17 protein-coding genes and 1 other RNA gene are annotated in these 21122 nt (G+C 73.4%); 1 reads left to right on the top strand and 17 read right to left on the bottom strand.

Annotated features, from left to right (window positions below):
* Positions 1–274 precede the first annotated feature (274 nt).
* The 14 genes from ACFWEG_RS09385 to ftsE form a co-directional block, all read right to left on the bottom strand.
* On the bottom strand, positions 275–2629 hold the full coding sequence (locus ACFWEG_RS09385) for a HelD family protein (protein ID WP_387211192.1): 2355 nt from the start codon (positions 2627–2629) through the stop codon (positions 275–277).
* Between the two features lie 61 nt (positions 2630–2690).
* Positions 2691–3554, bottom strand: a complete 864-nt coding sequence (locus ACFWEG_RS09380; protein ID WP_387211189.1) for an anti-sigma factor family protein — start codon at positions 3552–3554, stop codon at positions 2691–2693.
* On the bottom strand, positions 3551–4117 hold the full coding sequence (locus ACFWEG_RS09375) for a sigma-70 family RNA polymerase sigma factor (protein WP_387211187.1): 567 nt from the start codon (positions 4115–4117) through the stop codon (positions 3551–3553). Before ACFWEG_RS09375 ends, ACFWEG_RS09380 begins: the two co-directional genes overlap by 4 nt.
* 174 nt (positions 4118–4291) lie before the next feature.
* Positions 4292–4849, bottom strand: coding sequence for a CGNR zinc finger domain-containing protein (locus ACFWEG_RS09370; protein ID WP_387211184.1), 558 nt, complete (start codon positions 4847–4849; stop codon positions 4292–4294).
* Between the two features lie 296 nt (positions 4850–5145).
* Complete coding sequence (locus ACFWEG_RS09365) at positions 5146–6291, bottom strand: uroporphyrinogen-III synthase (protein WP_387211181.1); 1146 nt, start codon at positions 6289–6291, stop codon at positions 5146–5148.
* 137 nt (positions 6292–6428) lie between these two features.
* Positions 6429–7790 carry a nitrate/nitrite transporter gene (locus ACFWEG_RS09360; protein ID WP_387211177.1) on the bottom strand — a complete coding sequence of 454 codons (1362 nt, stop codon included), beginning with the start codon at positions 7788–7790 and terminating at the stop codon, positions 6429–6431.
* Positions 7791–7950: 160 nt separating this feature from the next.
* On the bottom strand, positions 7951–9330 hold the full coding sequence (locus tag ACFWEG_RS09355) for an acyltransferase (RefSeq protein WP_387211175.1): 1380 nt from the start codon (positions 9328–9330) through the stop codon (positions 7951–7953).
* A gap of 2 nt (positions 9331–9332) precedes the next feature.
* On the bottom strand, positions 9333–11459 hold the full coding sequence (locus ACFWEG_RS09350) for a bifunctional polysaccharide deacetylase/glycosyltransferase family 2 protein (RefSeq protein ID WP_387211195.1): 2127 nt from the start codon (positions 11457–11459) through the stop codon (positions 9333–9335).
* Between the two features lie 43 nt (positions 11460–11502).
* Complete coding sequence (locus tag ACFWEG_RS09345; RefSeq protein WP_387211172.1) at positions 11503–12672, bottom strand: hypothetical protein; 1170 nt, start codon at positions 12670–12672, stop codon at positions 11503–11505.
* 404 nt (positions 12673–13076) lie between these two features.
* Positions 13077–13467: a transfer-messenger RNA gene (ssrA, locus tag ACFWEG_RS09340) on the bottom strand.
* A 129-nt stretch (positions 13468–13596) separates the two neighbouring features.
* Positions 13597–14076, bottom strand: a complete 480-nt coding sequence (gene smpB / locus ACFWEG_RS09335) for an SsrA-binding protein SmpB (protein ID WP_387211169.1) — start codon at positions 14074–14076, stop codon at positions 13597–13599.
* An 18-nt stretch (positions 14077–14094) separates the two neighbouring features.
* Positions 14095–15174: a S41 family peptidase gene (locus ACFWEG_RS09330; protein WP_387211166.1), complete on the bottom strand. Its 1080-nt coding sequence runs from the start codon at positions 15172–15174 to the stop codon at positions 14095–14097.
* A gap of 78 nt (positions 15175–15252) precedes the next feature.
* Positions 15253–16170, bottom strand: a complete 918-nt coding sequence (gene ftsX / locus ACFWEG_RS09325) for a permease-like cell division protein FtsX (RefSeq protein ID WP_387211163.1) — start codon at positions 16168–16170, stop codon at positions 15253–15255.
* A 73-nt stretch (positions 16171–16243) separates the two neighbouring features.
* Positions 16244–16933, bottom strand: a complete 690-nt coding sequence (ftsE, locus tag ACFWEG_RS09320) for a cell division ATP-binding protein FtsE (RefSeq protein ID WP_387211160.1) — start codon at positions 16931–16933, stop codon at positions 16244–16246.
* Between the two features lie 305 nt (positions 16934–17238).
* Here ftsE and ACFWEG_RS09315 point away from each other — a divergent pair, with 305 nt between their 5' ends.
* Positions 17239–17457 (top strand): hypothetical protein, encoded by a 219-nt coding sequence (locus ACFWEG_RS09315; RefSeq protein ID WP_387211157.1) that lies wholly within the window; start codon positions 17239–17241, stop codon positions 17455–17457.
* Between the two features lie 72 nt (positions 17458–17529).
* On the opposite strand, the gene ACFWEG_RS09310 is transcribed toward ACFWEG_RS09315, so the two are convergent.
* From ACFWEG_RS09310 to ACFWEG_RS09300, 3 genes are all read right to left on the bottom strand, one after another.
* Entirely contained in the window at positions 17530–18285 is a 756-nt protein-coding gene (locus tag ACFWEG_RS09310) for a hypothetical protein (protein ID WP_387211155.1), read from the bottom strand.
* Positions 18286–18517: 232 nt separating this feature from the next.
* Complete coding sequence (prfB, locus tag ACFWEG_RS09305) at positions 18518–19624, bottom strand: peptide chain release factor 2 (protein WP_387211152.1); 1107 nt, start codon at positions 19622–19624, stop codon at positions 18518–18520.
* A 187-nt stretch (positions 19625–19811) separates the two neighbouring features.
* On the bottom strand, positions 19812–21041 hold the full coding sequence (locus ACFWEG_RS09300; RefSeq protein ID WP_387211149.1) for a serine/threonine-protein kinase: 1230 nt from the start codon (positions 21039–21041) through the stop codon (positions 19812–19814).
* Between the last annotated feature and the right edge of the window lie 81 nt (positions 21042–21122).

Below are 21122 nucleotides of genomic sequence, written 5' to 3'. Positions count from 1 at the left end.
GCACCACCGAGGTGGTGCGGACCCGTCCGCCGAAGTGGGCGACACCGGCCCGCCATGCTCGCCTCGCGGCAAGTGGTCGCTCTAGGCGACGAAGGTTGGGCCCGGGGGCTTGGATCGAGCCGGTGTCACGTCCACGGTAACAAAGGATTCCCGCAAGGCCATTCCCGTCCCTCGACTTCTTTTCGAGCGCCCTTCCCGTTTGGGAACGCGCCCTCGCGGGAACGCCCGCGCCCCCGGCCGCCCGGGACCCGGCCGGCCGGCCCGGACGCCCGCCTCAGTCCCGCAGCAGGTCCGGCACCCCGTCCGCGTCCGGCACGTCCCGCTGCGTCGAGACGACCGAGAGCTGCTGGGTGGCCCGGGTGAGGGCGACGTACAGCACGCGGAGCCCGGCCGGGGACTCGTCGGCGATCTCCGCCGGGGAGACGACGACGGTGGCGTCGTACTCCAGGCCCTTGGCCTCCAGGCTGCCGAGCGCGACGACCCGGTCGCCCAGCGGGGCGAGCCAGCGGGCCGCCTGGGCGCGGCGCTGCATGGCGACGACTACGCCGACCGTCCCGTCGACCGCCGCCAGGAGCCGGCGGGCCTCGGCGACCACGACGGCCTCCAGGCCGGCCTTGTCGGGGGCGGTGACGAACGACGGCACGACCCCGGTGGAGCGCACGGCGCGCGGCGCGGTGCTGCCGGGCATCGCGAGCGCGAGCACCTTGGCGGCGAGGTCGGCGACCTCGGAGGGGTTGCGGTAGTTGACCGTCAGCTCGAAGCGGCGGCGCGGGCGGGTGCCGAGCGCCTCGTCGCGGGCGGCGGCCGCCTCGTCGGGCGTCGACCAGGAGGACTGCGCCGGGTCGCCGACGACCGTCCAGGTCGCGTGGCGGCCGCGGCGGCCGACCATCCGCCACTGCATCGGGGTGAGGTCCTGCGCCTCGTCGACGATCACGTGCGCGTACTCGGTGCGCTCCGCCGCCAGCCGCTCGGCGCGCTCGCGCTGGGTCTCCTCGCGCTGCGGCATCAGCTCGTCCAGGCCGGTGAGCTGGTCGAGCGGGTCGAGGTCGCGGCGCTTGGCCCGGGGGCGGGCGGGGGTGCCGAGGATCGCCTCCAGCTCGTCGAGGAGGGCGATGTCGTGGACGGAGAAGGCGTCCCGCCGCAGGGAGCGGGCGAGCCGGCGGACCTCGCCGGGGTTCAGGGTCCGGCGCGACCACCGGGCGAGCCGCTTCTCGTCGGCCATCGCCGCGAGCACCTGGCGCGGGGTCAGCTCGGGCCACCAGGCGTCGAGGAAGTCGGTGAAGGAGTCCTCGCCGGACACGTCCTCGTCGAAGGAGCTGCGCAGCTCGGCGGCGAGCTCGGGGTCCTCGTGCCGGCGGCCCGCGCCGGACTTCGCGTACAGGGCGTCCAGGAGCAGCCGTCTGGCCCGCGGGCGGAGCAGGTTGACGGGGGCGGTGCCGCCCAGCGCGCTCTGCCGCACGCGGTGCAGCTCGTCCGCCTCCAACTCGATCCGGCGGCCGAAGGCGACGACCCGCAGCAGGTCGGTGCGGACGGTGGGGCGGGGGGCGTCGTCGTCGGCGTCCTCGGCGGTGTCCAGCGGCAGTTGGCCGACGACCGGCACGTCGGGCTCCAGGGCCCCCCGGGCGGCCTTGCGCAGCACGTGGAGCATCCGGGACGAGCCCTTGACGCGGGCGACGGCCGGCTCGTCGTACTCGGTGGCCTGCGCCCCGTCGACGAGCGAGCCCACGGCGCGGATGGCGACCTGGCCCTCCTCGCCGAGCGAGGGCAGCACGCCCTCGGTGTAGGCGACGAGCAGCGGGGTCGGGGAGACGATCAAAATGCCGCCGGAGTAGCGCCGGCGGTCCTGGTAGAGCAGGTAGGCGGCGCGGTGCAGGGCGACGGCGGTCTTGCCGGTGCCGGGCCCGCCCTCGACGTAGGTGACCGAGGCGGCGGGCGCCCGGATGACGAGGTCCTGCTCGGCCTGGATGGAGGCGACGATGTCCCGCATGCTGTGGCTGCGGGCCTGCCCCAGCGCGGCCATCAGGGCCCCGTCGCCGACGACCGGCAGCCGCTCGCCGTCCAGGTAGGCGGTGAGCGAGGGGCGCATGAGGTCGTCCTCGACGCCGAGGACCCGGCGTCCCTTGGAGCGGATGACCCGGCGGCGCACGACCCGGCCGGGGTCGACCGGGGTGGAGCGGTAGAACGGTGCGGCGGCCGGGGCGCGCCAGTCGATGACGAGCGGCGCGTAGTCGGCGTCCAGGACCCCGATCCGGCCGATGTGGAGGGTCTCGGCGATGTCGGCGGTGTCGTCCTCGCGGAGCGCCGACTCGGCGGGCTCGACGGAGGTGTAGGCGCCGTCGGGCCCCTTCTTTCCGTCCTTGCCGAGGAGCAGGTCGATCCGGCCGAAGAGGAAGTCCTCGAACTCGTTGTTGAGCCGGTTGAGGTGGATCCCCGCCCGGAAGACCTGCGCGTCGCGCTCGGCGAGCGCGCCGGGCGTCCCGACGTGGCCGCGCTGGGCGGCGTCCTTCATCAGGAACTCGGCCTCGTCGATCTTCTCCTCGAGGCGGCGGTACACCCGGTCGAGGTGTACCTGTTCCACGCCGATCTCCCGTTCGCGGACGGTGTCGACAGCGGCATCCTGCGCGGCCACCAGGGCCCCCTTCTGACGTGCAATGGCAGCCGTCAACCGTACGCGAAGGGGGTGGGCCGTGTCAGGCGTCGATCTCGACCAGACGGGCGCCGTCGAGCGTGCGGACCTCGAACCGCTCGATGTCCGCCGGGGCCATCGCCGCCCCGCCGTGGACGTACAGCGGCTCCTTCGCCGCCGCGTTGGCGCTGTCGGGGATGCCGTAGCCCCACTTGGGGACGGCCCAGGTGGTGACGGTCTCCTCCTCGCCGTCCTTGCCGACGGCGACCAGGCTGCACCGCAGCGGGCCCTTGACGTTCTTCAGCTCGAGGACGGTGTGGGTGCCCCAGGCCTTCTTCTCCAGGCCGACGGTCGCGGTGACCTTGCTGGTCACGTCGGTGGCCCGGACCTTCTCGTCCATCTGTCCGAAGAACGCGTCCTTGGCGGGGCTGCCGGAGGCCGCCGGCGGGGGCGCGCCGGGGTCGTCGGAGACGGCGAGGACGGTCAGCGGACCGCCGATGACCAGCGCGGCGGCGGCCGCGACCAGGTAGAGACCGCGCCGGGAGCGGCGCCGGCGGCGCACGGCGACCTCGTCGAGCAGCTGGTCGAGCATGGCGGGCTGCGGCGCGGTGGGTTCGCTGCGCGGCTGGGGCACGGCGGCGAGTCCGGGCAGGGGTCCGCGGCCCGGCGGCATGGCGGGCTGGGCGAACGACCCGGCTCCGAGGTCGCGGGGGTCGGCGAGGGTGGCGAGCAGCGGTTCCAGGCCGGAGAACTCCTCCAGATGGGCGGCGCACCGCCGGCAGCCCGCCAGGTGCGCCTCGAAGACGCTCGCGTCGGCGTCGTCCAGGACGCCGAGGACGTACGCCCCGACCGCCTCGTGCAGTTCCTGCTCCCCCGGCCCGCCGCTCCCACCGCCGTACCCGCCGTCGTACGGGAACTGCGTGCTCATGCCGTGACCCCCCTCTCCTCCAGCGCCAGCTTCATGGACCGCAGCGCGTAGAACACGCGCGAGCGGACCGTCCCACTGGGTATACCCAGTGTCTCGGCCGCCTCGTTGACCGTACGTCCCTTGAAATACGTCTCGACGAGCACTTCCCGGTGGGCCGGGCTCAGGTCGTCGAGCGCGTCGCTGAGCGTCATCAGCCACAACGCCTTGTCGATCTCGTCCTCCGCGGGCATGACCTCCAGCGGCGACGGATCGACCTCCTGCGGCCGGGCCTGCCGACTGCGGTGGTTGTCGATGACGATGCGGCGAGCCACCGTCACCAGCCAGGGGCGGACGGAGCCGGTCGCCCGGTTGAGCGAGCCGGCGTTCTTCCAGGCACGGATGAGGGTCTCCTGCACCACGTCCTCCGCCCGCTGACGGTCACCCGCCACCAGACGGAGCACGTACGCGAGCAACGGACCCGCGTGCTCCCGGTAGAGCGCGCTCATCAGCACCTCGTCCGGTTCCGGAGTGCGGTGCCGCGCCCGGTGCGGGCGGTCATCGGCCACGGCGGCATCCTTGCGCACCCGAACCTCCAGGTCGAGACCGTATATGGGGCAAACGGACGGTGACGTGTGTCAGTTGTTACGCCAGTGGATACGTCCCGGGTGCCCGCGGTGCTCAACCCGTCGGTAATTTCTTTTGCGGAGTGCTCGGTTGATCGGAAGTGCGCCGGTTCGCGACCGGAGCCGACCGCTCGCTCAGGGGTGGGCGAGGGCCGCCCGGCGGCGGTGGCGGGCGACCCGCTCCCGGTTCCCGCAGCGCTCGCTGGAGCACCAGCGCCGGCGGCGGCCGCGGGAGGTGTCCAGGTAGATCCGCCGGCAGTGCCCGCCCTCGCACTGCCGCAGCCCGGCGCGCGCGTCGGGGTCGGTGAGCAGGTCGACGGCGTCCCTGGCGACGGCGGCGAGCAGCGCGTCGCAGTCGGGCGCGGCGGTCAACTCCCTTACGAGCAGCCCGTCCTCGGTCCGCACGGCGCACAGGGCGGGGGGCGCGGCCTGGGCGAGGGCGTTGACGTTCGCCAGCGCGGCCGGGTCGGTCCGGCCGGCCAGCTCGGTGCGGACCAACCGGTCGACGGCCGAGCGCAGTTCGGCGAACCGGGCGGCCCACCGGGCGTCGAGGGAACCGAGCCGCGTGCCGGGCGGGACGAGGCCGGCGGTGATGAGCCAGGCGGCCAACCCGGCCTCGTCGAGCGGCCGTTCGCAGCCGAGCAGGTCGAGGCAGACCCGACCGGGGTCGAAGCGGTGCGGGGGTGCGGTCATCGCTGCGTCACCGCCTTCGGGGGGGGGCGCGGCGCCGGGACGGGGGGAGCGCCGCGGATGCTGTCCCCCTACAGTGCCCGCCCCGCCCCCGTGCCGGAACCCCTGCTACCGGGGGTGTCCGGCGGATCCTGCCCTGGGTCGTGGCGCCTGGCACGCCGATCTGCGGCGTTGTCGTCGCTCAACGACGCTCCGCGTCGCTTCCCTCCTCCGCCTCGCATCTCGACGCACCAGCCACCACTCGGCCCGACGCAGATCGGAAGCCCGACCGCAGCCGGGCCGGATCCGCCGGACACCCCCTACCGCCCCGCCGCGTACTTCGCGTCGGCGGCCGGGTCGAGCGAGAGCCGGTAGCCGCGCTTGACGACCGTCTGGATCAGCTTGGGCGCGCCGAGCGCGGTCCGCAGCCGGGCCATCGCGGTCTCCACCGCGTGCTCGTCGCGGCCCGCGCCCGGCAGCGCCCGCAGCAGCTCCGCGCGGGCCACCACCCACCCCGGGCGGCGGGCCAGGCAGCGCAGCAGCGACATCCCGGCGGGCGGCACGGGCCGCAGCTCGCCGTCGACGAGCACGGCCTGCCCGCGGATCTCGATCCGGCGGCCGGCGACGGGCAACACCCGGGCCCGGGCGGGCAGTTCGTGGCAGACGAGCTGGACCAGCGGGCCGAGCCTGAACCGCTCGGGGGCGAGCGTGCCGATCCCCTCGGCCTGCAGCGGCAGCGCGGTGACCGGGCCGACGCAGGCCACCAGGACGTCGTGCGCGAGCGCGGCGAGCAGCTCCTCGCGCAGCCCGCGCCCGGCGGCCCGGGACAGCATCGAGGCGGCGGCCGGGGCGCTGGTGAAGGTGACGGCGTCGACGGAGCGGGCCACCACCGCGTCGAGCAGCCGGTCGAGCGGGCCGAGGTCCGCCGGCGGCATCCACCGGTAGACGGGCACCCCGACCACCTCCGCCCCGGCCGCCCGCAGCGACTCGATGAAGCCGGGCAGCGGCTCCCCGTGCAGCTGGATCGCGACCCGGCGGCCCGCCACCCCCTCGGCGAGCAGCCGGTCGAGGACCTCGGCCATCGACTCCGAGGCCGGCGACCACTCCTCGGTGAGCCCGGCCGCCCGGATCGCCCCCTTCACCTTCGGCCCGCGGGCGAGGATCTCCGCCCCGCGCAGGGTGGCGAGCAGCGCCTCGCCGAGCCCCCAGCCGTCGGCGGCCTCCACCCAGCCGCGGAACCCGATCGCGGTGGTGGCGACGACGACGTGCGGCGGCTCGTCCAGCAACTGCCGGGTGGTGGACAGCAGTTGGGTGTCGTCCGAGAGCGGGACGATCCGCAGCGCGGGGGCGTGCTGGACGGCCGCCCCGCGCCGTTCGAGCAGCGCGCCGAGCTCGTCGGCGCGCCGGGCGGCGGTCACCCCGACGGTGAACCCCGCGAGCGGTCCTGGTCCTGGCTGGTCGCGCATGGCAGTCGTCCCGCTTCGTCGTGCGTGCTCGCGGTGCGTGCGGTGGCCCCGCCCGCACCGGTACGGCGGCACCGAGCCTGCCAACGTCGCGTGACGGGCCCGGTGCGCCGTGATGTCCCCGGTGTTACGCGCCGGGCTCACACCCGGGCGTAGTCCGGCTGGTGCGCCGGTGCGACGGAGGCGGGCGCGGAGCTCGCCGCGGGCGCGGGCCGGCGAAGGTATACCGCCCAGGTGACGGCCAGGCAGACCCCGTAGAAGGCGAGGAAGGCGACGAACGCCCCGGTGCCGGTGCCCGCGGTCTGGAAGGACTGCCGGAAGGCGAGGTTGATGCCGAGCCCGCCGACCGCGCCGACCGCCCCGATCAGCCCCATCGACGCCCCCGACAGCCTGCGCCCGTACGCGGCGGCCTCCTCGCCGCTCAGCCCGCGGGCGAGCGCCTTGGAGTGGAAGATCCCGGGGATCATCTTGTACGTCGAGCCGTTGCCGAGCCCGGTGAGCACGAAGAGCACGATGAACGCGGAGGTGAACAGCGGCAGCGACTCGGCCACCGACGCCGTGACGATCACCGCGGTGGCCGCGGCCATCCCCAGGAAGTTCCAGAACGTGATCCGCGCGCCGCCGAAGCGGTCCGCGAGCCTCCCCCCGAACGGGCGGATCAGCGAGCCGAGCAGCGGGCCGATGAACGTGATCGACGCGGCCTGCAGCGGGGTGCGGCCGAACTGGGTCTGCAGGACCAGGCCGAAGGCGAAGCTGTAGCCGATGAACGAGCCGAACGTGCCGATGTACAGGAACGCCATGATCCACGTGTGCGGGTCGCGCACCGACTCCTTCGCCGCGCCGGTGTCGTTGCGCACCGGCGCCAGGTTGTCCATGAACAGCCAGGCGCACACCGCCGAGACGACGATCAGCGCCAGGTACCCGCCGAGCAGGACCCGCGGCCCGCCGCTCGCCCCGATCACCGCGAGCGCGGCCAGCTGCACCACCGGCACGCCGATGTTCCCGCCGCCGGCGTTCAGGCCGAGCGCCCAGCCCTTGCGGCGCAGCGGGTAGAACGCGTTGATGTTCGTCATCGACGAGGCGAAGTTGCCACCGCCGACCCCCGTCACCATCGCCACCAGCATGAACGTCGAGTACGACGTGCCCGGCTCCATCACCGCGAACGCCGCGCCGGCCGGGACCAGCAGCATCGCCGCGGCGAACACCGTCCAGTTCCGGCCGCCGAACCGCGCGACGGCGAAGGTGTACGGCACCCGGACGAACGCGCCGACCAGCGTCGCCATCGCGACCAGGAAGAACTTCCCCGCCGGGTCGATCCCGTACTCCGGGCCCATGAACAGCACGAGCACCGACCACAGCGTCCACACCGAGAACCCGACGTGCTCCGAGAGGATGGAGAACACCAGGTTCCGCCGCGCGATCCCCTCACCCTCCCGGCGCCAGAACCCCTCGTCCTCCGGATCCCACTCCTCGATCCAGCGCGCCCTCGTCCTTGCGTTCACGTTCGCCTCCCTGCGGTCGCCTCGTCCTCGCCGACGCTAGGGAGCACACGTTTCCGCCCCGTGCGCCCGCGTGACCGCGGGGGAACCTTGCGCTCACCCCTGCGCGGGACCGGGTGTGAGCGGGACCCGGCGGGCCCCGGGGAGCACCGCCGGGGCGTCCTCAGGCGGGACGCGCCCGCCGCCCGGACGGCCGGCCCGGGCCCCCGGCGGGCCACAGCCGGACCCGGCGCTTCGCGGCCACGTCCTCGACCCAGCCGAACGCCACGACGGCGACCGCGATCACCAGCCAGGCGGTGAGGACGAGCAGGACCGGCGAGTCCAGCAGCCACGCCGCCTGCTCGCCGAGCACGTCGAACCCCCACAGGTGGTCGACGAGGGTCAGTGCGACCAGGATGCTGACGTTGTGCCACAGGTACACCGTCACGGCGCGCGCGTTGAGGAGCGAGATCAGGCCGCCCCACCGCCGCAGCCGGGCCGGCCACTCGCTCCAGTCCGGTGTGAAGTGCAGGAGCAGCAGCACGACGGCGAACGACCAGATCGCGTCCGCCAGCGGCAGCCCGTCCAGCTCGACCCGCGTCCAGTCGTGCTCGACGGCGTACCAGAGCCCGACGCCCGCGATCATCGGCGCCACCGAGGGCACCACGTACCGCGGCAGCCGGTCCATGATCCCCATCTGGTGCGCCATCCCGAGGATCCAGCAGGCCGCGAAGGTCGTCGTGTCCCACAGCACGACGTCGAGCAGCTCACCGGCCGGGCCGAAGGCCGCCGGGCTGAAGTAGTCGTACGTCATCGCGGCGAGCAGGGCGACCGGGGCGCCCATCGTCGCCCAGGGCGCCTTGCGCAGGCACCACAGGAACAGCGGGGAGAGCAGCACGTACTGGAGGTAGGTCCGCAGGTACCACAGCGGGCCGGCCATCGCCTCCGCCCAGCCGTCCCCGACCAGGTGCGGCAGCCCGTGGCTGTCGGTGAGGTACGGCGGGTCGCTCAGCGGGACCACCCAGTACAGCAGCCGCCCCCACCACGCCGCCGCGCTCTCCCCCTCGGCCGGCTGCCAGCCCTGGACGAGCATCGCGGTCACCGCGATCCCGCCGACCGCCCACAGCGGCGGCAGCAGCCGCCGCATCCGCCCGCGGATCACCGTCACGGACGGCCGGCCGCTCAGCGACCGCGCCATCAGGTTCCCGGCGAGCGCGAACATCACGCCCATCGACGGGAAGAGCAGCGGCAGCCACACCCAGGAGGTCGCGTGGAAGACCACCACCCGGAACAGGGCGAGCGCGCGCAGGAAGTCGAAGTACAGGTTGCGCCCCCCGGACCGGGCCGGCTCGGCCTGCTCGGCCACGGGCTCGGCGGCGGGGGTGGGCTCAAACGGGGCAGGCGCGGGTGCGTACGGGGCCGCGGACCCGTAGGGGGCGGCGACGGGCTCGTACGGGGCCGCGTAGGACGCGAGGTCCGGCCCGGAGGAGGGCGCGGGCGTCCCGTACGGGCCCGCCCCGCCGTCCCCCGTCGGCGGGAACCGCGGAGTCGTCAGGTCGCTCATCGTCAGGGCCGTCCCGTCGCGGCGAACTGCGGGACCGAGCCGCCGTCGGGATGGTTCAGCGACCCCGTGCGCCGCAGCTTCTGCCACCGCAGCCGGCCGCCGGTCAGCGCGGTGATCCACGACTGGAGCAGCACCACGTACATCAGCTGCCGGTACAGGATCTGCTGCAGCGGCAGCGCGATCAGCGGGGTCCACTTCTCCCGGTCGAGCCGGAACGCGTACGCCGCGCAGACGAACTGGACCGCGAGGACGCCGAACCACGCGGCGATCGTCTTGGCCGTCGGGCCGAAGACCAGGCCGTAGACCAGGAAGACGTCGATGAGCGGCGCGAGCAGCGGCGCGACGACCATGAACAGCGACACGAACGGCAGCCCCACCCGCCCGAACCGCCCGCTCGCCCCGCCCTCGATCACGGCGCGGCGGTGCTTCCAGATCGCCTGCATGGTCCCGTAGGACCACCGGTAACGCTGGGACCACAGCTGCTGGACGCTCTCCGGCGCCTCGGTCCAGGCGCGCGCCTTCTCCGCGTAGACGACCCGCCAGCCGTCGCGGTGCAGCGCCATCGTGATGTCGGTGTCCTCGGCGAGCGTGTCGTCGCTCATCCCGCCGACCCGGTTCAGCGCGGTACGGCGGAACGCCCCGACCGCGCCAGGGATGGTGGGCATGCAGCGCAGCACGTCGTACATGCGCCGGTCGAGGTTGAAGCCCATCACGTACTCGATGTGCTGCCAGGCCCCGATCAGCTTGTTCCGGTTGCCGACCTTCGCGTTGCCGGCGACCGCGCCGACCCGGTCGTCGCCGAACGGCTGGACCAGCTCGCGGACGGTGTCGGGCTCGAAGACGGTGTCGCCGTCCATCATCACGACGATGTTGTACCGGGCGTGCCGGATGCCGTTGTTGAGCGCGGCGGGCTTGCCGGCGTTCTCCTGGCGGACGACCCGCACGTTCGGGAGCCCCATCGCCTCGACGATGTCCGCCGTGCCGTCGCTCGACCCGTCGTCGATGACGATGATCTCGATCGGGTGGTCGGAGGCGACCAGCGAGCGGACGGTGCTCTCGATCCCGACGGCCTCGTTGTACGCGGGCACGAGCACGGTGACCGGTTCGGTGACCTGCCGGCCCCAGCCGAAGTCCGGACGGCGCGTGCGACGGGCGTGCACCCAGGAGAGCAGCAGCATCAGCCCGAAGCGGGCGAAGACGAGCACGCCGATGACGGCGAGCCCGACCACGAGGCCGTCGGTGACGGTCTCGGACAGCTGGACCGCGCCGACGAACGCCTGGCCCTTCCACAGGTCGATCCCGGTGACCTCGGTCTGCAGGCTCTGCTTCCCGCCCATGGCCTGGGAGATGTTCGAGAAGGAGTAGCCCTTGGCGGTGAGCTCGGGCAGCACCTTGCCGAGCGCGTCGACCGTCTGCGACCGGTCACCGCCGGAGTCGTGCATGAGCACGACGAACCCGTGCTTCGCACCGGGTTTCGGCGCGACGCGGTCCGCGATCGCCTCGGCGCCGGGGCGCTCCCAGTCGCGGGTGTCGATGTCGTTGACGACGGTGATGTAGCCGAGCTTGCCGACGGCCTCGACGACAGGCCAGGAGTTGTTGTCGAACGCCTCCGAGGAGGTGGAGTACGGCGGCCGGAACAGCGTGGTGTTGACGCCCGCCGCGCCCGCGAGCGCGAGCTGGTTCTGCGACAGCTCCCACTCGACCCGGTCGGCGCTCTGGTACGACAGGTCGGGGTGGTTGAACGTGTGCAGGCCGATCTCGTGGCCCTCGCGCACCATCCGCTCGATCAGCTCGGGGTAGCGCGAGGCCATGGTGCCGGTGACGAAGAACGTCGCGTGCGCCTTGTACTTCTTCAGCTGGTCGAGCACCTTCGGCGTCCAGACCGGGTCGGGCCCGTCGTCGAAGGTCAGGCTGATGTGGTTCTTCCTGACGTACAGCGCCTTCGGCTCGCCGCCGCCGCGGACGTCGATGACCGGCCCGCCGTTGTCGTGGACCTGGGCGGGCACCCGGTCGAAGACGTCGCCGGGACGGATGCGGTGGTCGGCGAGGATCTCGCTGTGCGCGTAGCCGCGCAGCATGAGCATCGCGAACAGCGCGAGGAGGACCAGCAGCGGGAGCAGGTACCGCATGGGGACCCTGCGCCGCCGCGGGGTGGAGCTCGGTGCCATGTGCCTAGGCGCCTTCCGTGCCGGTGCCGGTGCCGCCGGTGGTGACCGGATCGGCCGGGGGGTCCACGACGGGCGGCTCGGGGTCCGGGTCCGGGGCCGGCGGCTCGGGCTCGGGGTCCGGAGCGGGCGGCTCGGGGTCCGGGTCGGGGTCGGCGGGCGGGACGACCGGCGGGTCGGCGGGGTCGGCGGGGTCGGCCGGCGTGGGCTTCGAGCCGGGCTCGGCGGCGTTGCCGGGCTTCGGCTTGGTGCCCGGCTTCGCGGACGCGGTGGGCGCGGTGACGACGTCGCCGTCGACGGTCTCCTCGCCGCCGCCGGTGACCGGGTCGCCGTCGACCAGCCCGTCGGCGTCGCCGTCGACCTCTCCGTCGCCGCCGCCGGAACCGTCGGTTCCGGTGCCGCCGGACCCGCCGTCCGCGTCGACCTCCCGCGGGTCGACGCCGCCGAGGTCGTCGGAGGGCTCGTCGAGCGCGGGGGCCTTCTCCTCGCCCGCCACGAACGCGGGCACCCAGGGCGCGGAGGAGTTCCCGCCGACCAGCGTGCCGACGAGGACGACCGCGTACACCGCGCAGGCCGCCGCGACGATCCAGCCGAGGCTGCGGACCCGCTTGCTGCGCCGGCCGCTCTCGTCGACGAACACGGGCCGTTCGACCAGGGGCACGCCGCCGGGGCCGTGCTTGCCGATCAGGGCGAGCGCCATGGTCTCGGCCTGGTCGCCGTCCGGGTTCGGGACGGTGAGCCCGGCGCCGCGCCGCGACTCGCCCCAGGTCGCGTCGAACGACCAGGGGTCGACCGGCGCGACGGGGGCGGGAGCGGCGGGGGGTGCCGCGGCGGGCACGGATGCGGGCGCGGGTGCGGCGGCGGGCGCTTCGGCGGCGGGCTCGACGGGAAGACGGAAGCGCGCGGGGGCGCGGGCCGGCGCGGGCCGCGGTACGTCGATCCGGTCCGCGGCGGCGGGAGCGGCGGCGACGGCGCGCTCGGCGTCACCGTCGTCCGCGGGGTCCGGCCGCTCGGCGGGCGTGGAGTCCGCGGCCGCGGTCGGCACGGCGTCCGCGGGTTCGGCGTCCGCGGGTTCCGCGTGGGTGGCCGCCGGCTCCGCCTCCGGTCCCTCCCGGTCCGCGACCCCGCCCGCCGGAACGGCGTCGGCGGGTCCGCCGTCCGCCGCGGGCTTCGTCATGTCGTGGACCGGTTCGGGCTGGACCGGAATGCGCAGGCCAGTGGCCCTCACGTCGTCCCTGTCGGTCTCCGGACCTGACAGGGCGTCACTCAACGTCTTTTCCATGAAGTACGCACATCCCCCAACGACTCGAACCAGCGTGCGCACCGAGGGTCGGATCCCCGTCCGCCGGGACTGCCCCTCGCGTCCCCGGCGGGCCCTCTATCACACGGCGCCGCTCGCAGAATGTAGCGCACGGCCACCCCCGGCGAATCCCGTAAGCAGGTGATCCGACCGATGCGGACAGAACTGATACATGCGGAGTGACGCACGTGACGGTCAGGTGACGTCCGTGACGGCCCGGCGGCACGACGAAGGCCCGGCCGCCGGTGGGCGGTCGGGCCTTCGTCGTACGGCACATGGGGTGGTGGAGATGGCGGGAATCGAACCCGCGTCCAACGGTGCGGAAACAGGGCTTCTCCGAGCGCAGTCCGCTGCGATTTTCTCGGCCCCGGAGATCACACGGACAAGTCTCCGACGGGCTCAGCCACTGTTGGTTTTCCCATCCGGCCCCGTGGCCGAACCGAATGGTTGAGTTCCCTTGATTATGCCAGGATCCGGGTCGGGAACACCCCCGGGCTGACACCCATTAAGGGTCCTTCTCTCGTTACCTAATTAGGCAGCGAGGGCGAAGGACTGGGAATCGCGCTTGGAATCGGCGATTATTTTTTTGCGACATATGGTTTACGAGATCATTGCCGCTTCCTCGGCTCGCTTCCCCTGCCTCGACATCCGCTGTCGAAACCGATCATCCCCATGTTGTGTTGTCAATGCCCCCGAGGGGGCGACTGCTCCCGCGAGGGGAACGTGTCCCATCGTAACGGACCGGGCGGCGACGGGGCCAGCACATAAATATCGCCTGGTCGGACGGCCCGTCGGAGCGCGTCAGGCGCGCTGCTGCCGCCGGACCGCCGAGAGCGCCCGGTTCGTCTCGCGCAGGTCCTGCTTCTCCCGCAGGGTCTGCCGCTTGTCGTACTCCTTCTTGCCCTTGGCCAGCGCGATCTCGACCTTCGCCCGGCCGTCCTTGAAGTACAGCGACAGCGGGACGATCGTGTGGCCGCTCTCCGAGGCCTTCGAGTCCAGTTTGTCGATCTCCTCCCGGTGCATGAGGAGCTTGCGGCGGCGGCGGGCGGAGTGGTTGGTCCAGGTGCCCTGGCTGTACTCCGGGATGTGCACGTTGTGCAGCCAGGCCTCGCCGCCGTCGATCTGCACGAAACCGTCGACGAGCGACGCGCGCCCCTGCCGGAGCGACTTGACCTCGGTACCGGTGAGCACGAGGCCGCACTCGTAGGTGTCGAGGATGAGGTAGTCGTGCCGCGCCTTCTTGTGCTGCGCGATCAGCTTGCGTCCTTTTTCCTTAGCCATAGTGCGGCCATTTTCGCACTACGGGGCCCCTCCGAGGCCACCCAATACCGCACGGGCCCGCGTCACGGCCCGCTCGCGGGTCGCGGTGAGGTCGGGCGTGATGCCGACGCCGTCGACCTCGCGGCCGGCGGGGGTGCTGTAGTGGCCGACGGTCAGCTCGGCGACCGAGCCGTCCGGGAGCCGGGTCGGCATCTGCACCGAGCCCTTGCCGAAGGTCGGGGAGCCCACGACGACCGCCCGGCCCCGGTCCTGCAGCGCCCCGGCGAGCAGCTCGGCGGCGCTCATCGTCCCGCCGTCGACGAGGACGACCACCGGCCGGCCGGTGTCGCCGCCGGGCTCGGCGTACAGGGCCCGCTGCTCGCCGCGGACGCCGTAGGTGGCGACGAGGCCGCCGTCGAGGAAGACCGACGCGGCCTCGCGCGCCTCGGTGACCAGGCCGCCGGAGTTGCCGCGCAGGTCGAGCAGGACGCCCGCGCCGGGCGGGGCGGCGGCGACCGCGTCCCGCAGCCGGGTGCCCGCGCCCGCGGTGAAGGCGGTGACCCGGATCCGGACCGCGTCCGGTCCGGCCGGTTCGGTGACGACGTTCGGGGTGGTGAGGCGGGCACGGCTGAGGGTCCTGGTCCAGGAGCGGTCGCCGCGGGTCAGCCCGAGGGTGACCCGGGTGCCCTGCGCCCCGCGCAGCCGGGAGACGACCTCGGTGACGGGGCGCCGGGCCGTGCCCCGGGCGTCGACGGTGTCGAGCCGGTCGCCGGCCCGGATCCCGGCCCGGTCGGCGGGGCCGCCGGGCTGCACCCGCTCGACCTCGATGGCCCCGTCCCGGGTGCGGCGGGCGGAGAGCCCGATGCCGGAGTACTGGCCGGCCAGCGCCCGCTCGTACGCCTCGTACGCGCGGGCGTCGTAGACGGCGGTCCAGCGGTCGCCGTGGCCCGCGGGCCGCTCGGCGGCGGACGGGGGCCGGTCGTGGAGGGCCGCGTCGGTGGTGCCGGAGGCGCCCGAGACGAGCAGGGTCCCGGCGAGGACGAGGCCGCCGGCGGCCGATGTCAGGGCCGCCCCGCGGCGCGGGCGGCGGGGCCGGAGGAACAGGACGGGGCCTGACATGGGGGCGAGTCTAGACGGGACGGCCGACGCCGCACGGTTCAACCACCGTGCGGCGTCCGGGACTTCAAGGGGTGATTGTCACACCTTCAGGTACTTGCGCAGCGCGAAGAACGCGGCCAGCGCGGGCATCAGGAGGCCGATCGCGAGCACCAGCGGGAGCTTGGTGAGGACCGCGTCCCAGCCGATGAAGTCGATGAGCTGGAGCTTGGCGCCGAGGTCGAGCCCGCTGTCGATGAGGAAGTACCGGCCGAGCAGCATCAGCCCGCAGGCGACCACGCCGCCGATGAGGCCGGCGACCGCGGCCTCCATGATGAACGGCGCCTGGATGTAGAAGCCCGACGCGCCGACGAGCCGCATGATGCCGGTCTCGCGGCGGCGGCTGAACGCGGAGACCCGGACGGTGTTGACGATCAGCATCAGGGCGACGACGAGCATCAGCGCCATCAGCGAGAGCGCCGCCACGCTCGCCCCCTCGAGGAGTCCGAAGAGGTTCTCCAGCGTGTCCCGCTGGTCCTGGACCTCCTGGACGCCCGGCCGGCCCTGGAAGGCGGTGGTGACGACCTGGTACTTCTCCGGGTCCTTGAGCTTGACGCGGAACGACTCCGGCATCTGGTCCGGCGTGATGGAGCCCATCAGCGGGGAGTCGCCGAAGTCCTCCTTGTAGTGCTTGTACGCCTGGTCCGAGGTCTCGAAGGTGATCGTGTCGACCACCGGCAGGTTCTTCAGGTCCCGCTCGATCTGGTCCTTCTGCTCCTTGGTCACCGCCCCCTTGGTGCAGGCGGGGTCGATCTCCGCGTCGTGCTTGTTGCAGAGGAAGATCGAGACGTTGACCTTGTCGTACCAGAAGCCCTTCATCGTGTCGACCTGCTCGCGCATGAGCAGCGAGCCGCCGAACAGGGCGAGGGAGAGGGCGACGGAGACGACGACCGCGATGGTCATCGTGAGATTGCGCCGGAGGCCGACGCCGATCTCCGACAGGACGAACTGGGCGCGCATGGCGTCCTTTCAGGCTTTCAGGCTTCCGGACTCCCGCGGTGCGGTCCTCCGGCTTACGGGGCGGCTCGGCCGGTCAGTGCTGGTAGCCGTAGACGCCGCGCGCCTGGTCGCGGACGAGACGGCCCTTCTCCAGCTCGATGACCCGCTTGCGCATCTGGTCGACGATGTTCTGGTCGTGCGTCGCCATGATCACCGTGGTGCCCGTGCGGTTGATGCGGTCGAGCAGCTTCATGATGCCGACGGAGGTCTGCGGGTCGAGGTTGCCCGTGGGCTCGTCGGCGATCAGCAGCATCGGGCGGTTCACGAACGCGCGGGCGATGGCGACGCGCTGCTGCTCGCCGCCGGACAGCTCGCCGGGGCGGCGGTCCTCCTTGCCGCCGAGCCCGACCAGGTCGAGGACCTGCGGCACCGACTTGCGGATCTCGCCGCGGGACTTGCCGATGACCTCCTGGGCGAAGGCCACGTTCTCCGCGACCGTCTTGTTGGGCAGCAGCCGGAAGTCCTGGAAGACGGTGCCCAGCTGGCGGCGCATGTGCGGCACCTTCCAGTTGGACAGCCGCGCGAGATCCTTGCCGAGCACGTGCACCTGGCCGTGGCTGGTGCGCTCCTCGCGCAGGACCAGCCGCAGGAAGGTGGACTTGCCGGATCCCGAGGACCCGACGAGGAACACGAACTCCCCGCGCTCGATCTCCAGGGAGACGTCTCTGAGCGCGGGATGACTCTGCTTCGGATAGGTCTTGGTGACGTTGTCGAATCGGATCACAGGTGCACCACGGGTCGGCCGGAGGTAGGTGTGCAGGACACTACGCGAAGGGCGTGCGGCGGCGCAGGGGGCGGGCGCTCTTGTGACGCCGGGCATAGGCGTGCACCGGCCGATTGGGGACAATTCCCCTGGGGCGCGCCGAGCGGCCGGGGAGCTGGCACAGTGGTAGGGGTACGCGGACGGCCGTCCGGCAGGGAACGTCAGGGGAACGGGTGAGGGAACGGATGCGTTTCCCGCCGCGTTAGAAGGAGAAGTAGCCCTTGCGGCCCCCCGGGGCCGAGGCCCCGCGGGAGGAGAGGTAGCGCATGACGTACGACCGACTGGTGTGCGCGAACTGCGCGTCCCCCGTGACCGAGGGCCGCTGCCCGGTCTGCCGGGCCAGCCGCGCCCGTATGGAGCAGGACGGCTTCCTGGCCGGCCTCTTCGGCCCCGCGGAGAGCGGCGGCCCGAACGCGGCCGCGCTGATAGCGCTCCTGGTACTGCTCGTCGCGGCCGTGGCGCTCCTCGCGGTGCGGCCCGTGTAGCGAGACGCTCGCAGAAGGGCCCCGGAGGCGCCGTACGGCGCTCCCGGGGCCCTTCGCGTGCTGCGGGGGGCGTCAGGCGGCGGTGCCCGTCGTGCCGTCGCCGATCAGGCGGGGCAGCAGGCGGAAGCCGATGCCGCCGGCGATCATGGTCGCCGCGCCGACCAGGAGGAAGCCGGTCTCGCCCGCGCCGGTCGCGGCCAGCTCCTCGCTGGCCCGGCCCTGCTGGACGGGCCGGCTGCCCGCGTTGTCCGTGCCCGTGCCGTCCCCGACCTGGACCGCGTCGCCGGGAGCCCCGGAGCCGCCCGTGCCGCCGGCCTCCTCGGTCGGGTCGTCACCGGGCTCGACGGGATCGCCGGGCGAGGCGGGCGGCTCGACGGGGTCGGTGGGCGGGTCCACCGGGTCCACCGGGTCCGTCGGCGGGTCCACGGGGTCCGTCGGCGGGTCGACGGGGTCCGTCGGCGGGTCGACCGGGTCCGTGGGCGGGTCGACCGGGTCGGTCGGCGGGTCCACCGGGTCGGTGGGCGGGTCGACGGGGTCCGTGGGCGGGTCGACGGGGTCGGTCGGTGGGTCCACCGGGTCGGTGGGCGGGTCGACGGGGTCCGTCGGCGGGTCCTCCGGGTCCTCGGTGCAGGTGCCGATCTCCGGGTCGCACGGCTCCTCCGGATCCGCGGCCGCGGCGTCGTCCGCGTCCTTGGCCTCCGCGGCGATCCCGGCAGCCTTGTCCGGGTCGAGGGCCTGCGCCACCCCCGCGGCCGTCAGCGAGGCGCCGGCCACGATCACCGATCCGGCGGCTATCCGCGCCACGCGCAGGCGCATTCTCTTCGTCATCCGACTGGTACCCCCAGTAGCTGGCTCGTCGTGTGGGGCAGCGGCCGGGGCGGCGGTCTCACGGGGGCCGAGCGGCGGGCCCCCGGAGTCACACGCGCCCCGGAGACGCGCATGCCGCTCGTCACCCTTCCCACTTTTCAGGGTCACGTCAAGTAACGAGAGAAACGCGAACTGCCGCCCCATGGACGGCAGTTCGCGTTTCAGCAGGTGGTGCGGGCGGCCGCTTGCGGCACTACTTCTCGCGCTGCTTGCGCCAGCGGATGCCGGCCTCCAGGAAGCCGTCGATCTCGCCGTCGAGGACGGACTGCGGGTTGCCGACCTCGAACTCCGTCCGGAGGTCCTTGACCATCTGGTACGGGTGCAGGACGTAGGACCGCATCTGGTTGCCCCAGGAGTTGCCGCCGTCGCCCTTGAGCGAGTCCATCAGCGCCTGCTCCTCCTGGCGGCGGCGCTCCAGGAGCTTCGCCTGGAGGACGTTCATCGCGCTCGCTTTGTTCTGGATCTGCGAGCGCTCGTTCTGGCAGGAGACGACGATGCCGGTCGGGATGTGCGTCAGGCGGACCGCGGAGTCGGTGGTGTTGACGCCCTGGCCGCCGGGGCCCGAGGCGCGGTAGACGTCCACGCGCAGCTCGGACTCGTCGATCTCGACGTGGTCCGTCTGCTCGACCACGGGCAGCACCTCGACGCCCGCGAAGGACGTCTGGCGGCGGCCCTGGTTGTCGAAGGGCGAGATCCGCACGAGGCGGTGCGTGCCCTGCTCGACCGAGAGCGTGCCGTAGGCGTACGGGACCTTGACGGTGAAGGTGGTCGACTTGATGCCGGCCTCCTCCGCGTACGACGTCTCGTAGACCTCGGTCGGGTAGCCGTGGCGCTCGGCCCAGCGCAGGTACATGCGCTGCAGCTGCTCGGCGAAGTCCGCCGCGTCGACGCCGCCGGCCTCGGCGCGGATGTTCACGAGCGCCTCGCGGGCGTCGTACTCCCCGGACAGGAGCGTGCGCACTTCCATCTCGTCCAGCGCCTTGCGGACGGATTCGAGCTCGGCCTCGGCCTCGGCCAGCGTGTCCGCGTCGTCCTCGTCCGCCGCCAGCTCGAACATCACCGCGAGGTCGTCGATCCGGCCCCGCAGCGCCTCCGTCTTCCGCACGTCCGCCTGGAGGTGCGAGAGCCGGCTCGTGATCTTCTGCGCCGCCTCCGGGTCGTCCCAGAGCGACGGCGCTGCCGCCTGCTCCTCGAGCGCGACGATGTCGCCCCTCATCTTCTCGAGGTCCAGAACGGCCTCGATCGACCCCATGGTCGACGAGAGGGACTTGAGCTCTTCGGATACATCCACGACTGCCACCGCACCAGCGTAACGGGTACCGCATCCATCTCGGCCCGACCGGTGGCGAGGCCGAAAAGAACTCAGCCCGGCCGGCGCTTGAGGCCACCGGGCGGAGCCCGGTACGCGCCGGCAGGCGCAACGGCGCCCGCCCGGGGACTTGGGGAAGGGGCGGGTGGGGGGAGACACCCGGGGCGGAGCCCCGGCGTCACGGCGTCGCCGAGACCGACGGCTCCGGTTTCGCGTCGGACCCGTCAGCACTCGTGGCGAACCACGCCCCCGCGCCGACGACCGCCGCGAGAGCGACCCCCGCGAGCGACAGCCGAACGCGGCGACGGCGGAGTGCGACCCGGTGCCGGGCGGAGCCCGGGCGGGGGCGGCCGGGCGAGCGGGGCGCGCGGGCCGTGCCGAGCGGGCCGCCCGCCAGTTCGTCCGGCCCCGGCACCCGCATGCTCGTGTGCGTGTCCCGGTTGGAGTCCGGCGCCGAGCCGGTCACGAGCGGCACGGCCCCGCGGCGGGCCCCTGCCTCGGCCTCCACCGCGGGCTCGGCGGACGCGGACTCGTCCTCCCCCTCCTCGTCCCCGTACGGCTCGTCGACGTCCAGCGGCGGCATCCCGGCGAGCACGGGCAGCTGCTCCCGCAGCCGCGCCGCCATCTCCGTCGCCCGCAGCCGCGACGCCGGCGCCTTCGCCAGGCACTGCAGGATCAGCGCCCACAGCTCCTCGGGGATGCCGGGCAGCGGGACCACCGTCTCGGTGACGTGCCGCCGCAGGATCGCGCCCGGGTGCCCGCCCCCGAAGGGCGTGAACCCGGCGAGCAGCTCGTAGAGCACGGTCGCGAGCGCGTAGATGTCGACCGCGGCCCGCGGCGGCAGCCCCTCGATGATCTCGGGCGCGAGGTAGTCCGGCGTCCCGATGACCTTGGTCGCCCGGGTCCGCCGCGGGGTGTCGACCAGCTTCGCGATCCCGAAGTCGGTGAGCAGCGCCGGGTGCGAGCCGCCGGGGCCGAGCGGCCCCTGCATGTCGAGGAGGATGTTCTCAGGCTTGACGTCCCGGTGCACGATCCCCGCCGCGTGCGCCGCGGCGAGCCCGTCGGCGACGTCCGCGGCGATGGCGACGGCCGCTTCGGGGGCCATCCGCCGCTCGCGCTCCAGGCGCGTGCGCAGGTCGGTGCCCCGGACCAGGTCCATGACGAGGGCGAGGTCGTTGCCGTCCACGACGAGGTCACGGACGCCGACCACCTTCGGGTGGTCCAGGCTGAGCAGCGCGGTGCGCTCCTGGACGAACCGTCCGACCAGCTCCTGGTCGGAGGCGAGGTCCTCCCGCAGCAGCTTGACGGCGACGGGCCCCTCGGGGCCCTCCCCCAGCCACACCGTGCCGGCGGACCCCCGGCCCAGGATCTGGTGGGCGGTGTACCGGCTGCCGATTTTCCGTGCCATGGGGCCTAAAAGTACGCGGCCGGAAGGGCCCTGGAAGCCCCGGACGCGTACGACCTTCACTTCTGGCGGGGTTTTTGCCCG

This window comes from Streptomyces sp. NPDC060194 (assembly GCF_042728285.1).
Classification (GTDB): Bacteria; Actinomycetota; Actinomycetes; order Streptomycetales; family Streptomycetaceae; genus Streptomyces.
Note: the sequence above shows the minus strand (reverse complement) of the source record. Positions and strands in the feature narration are given on the sequence as shown.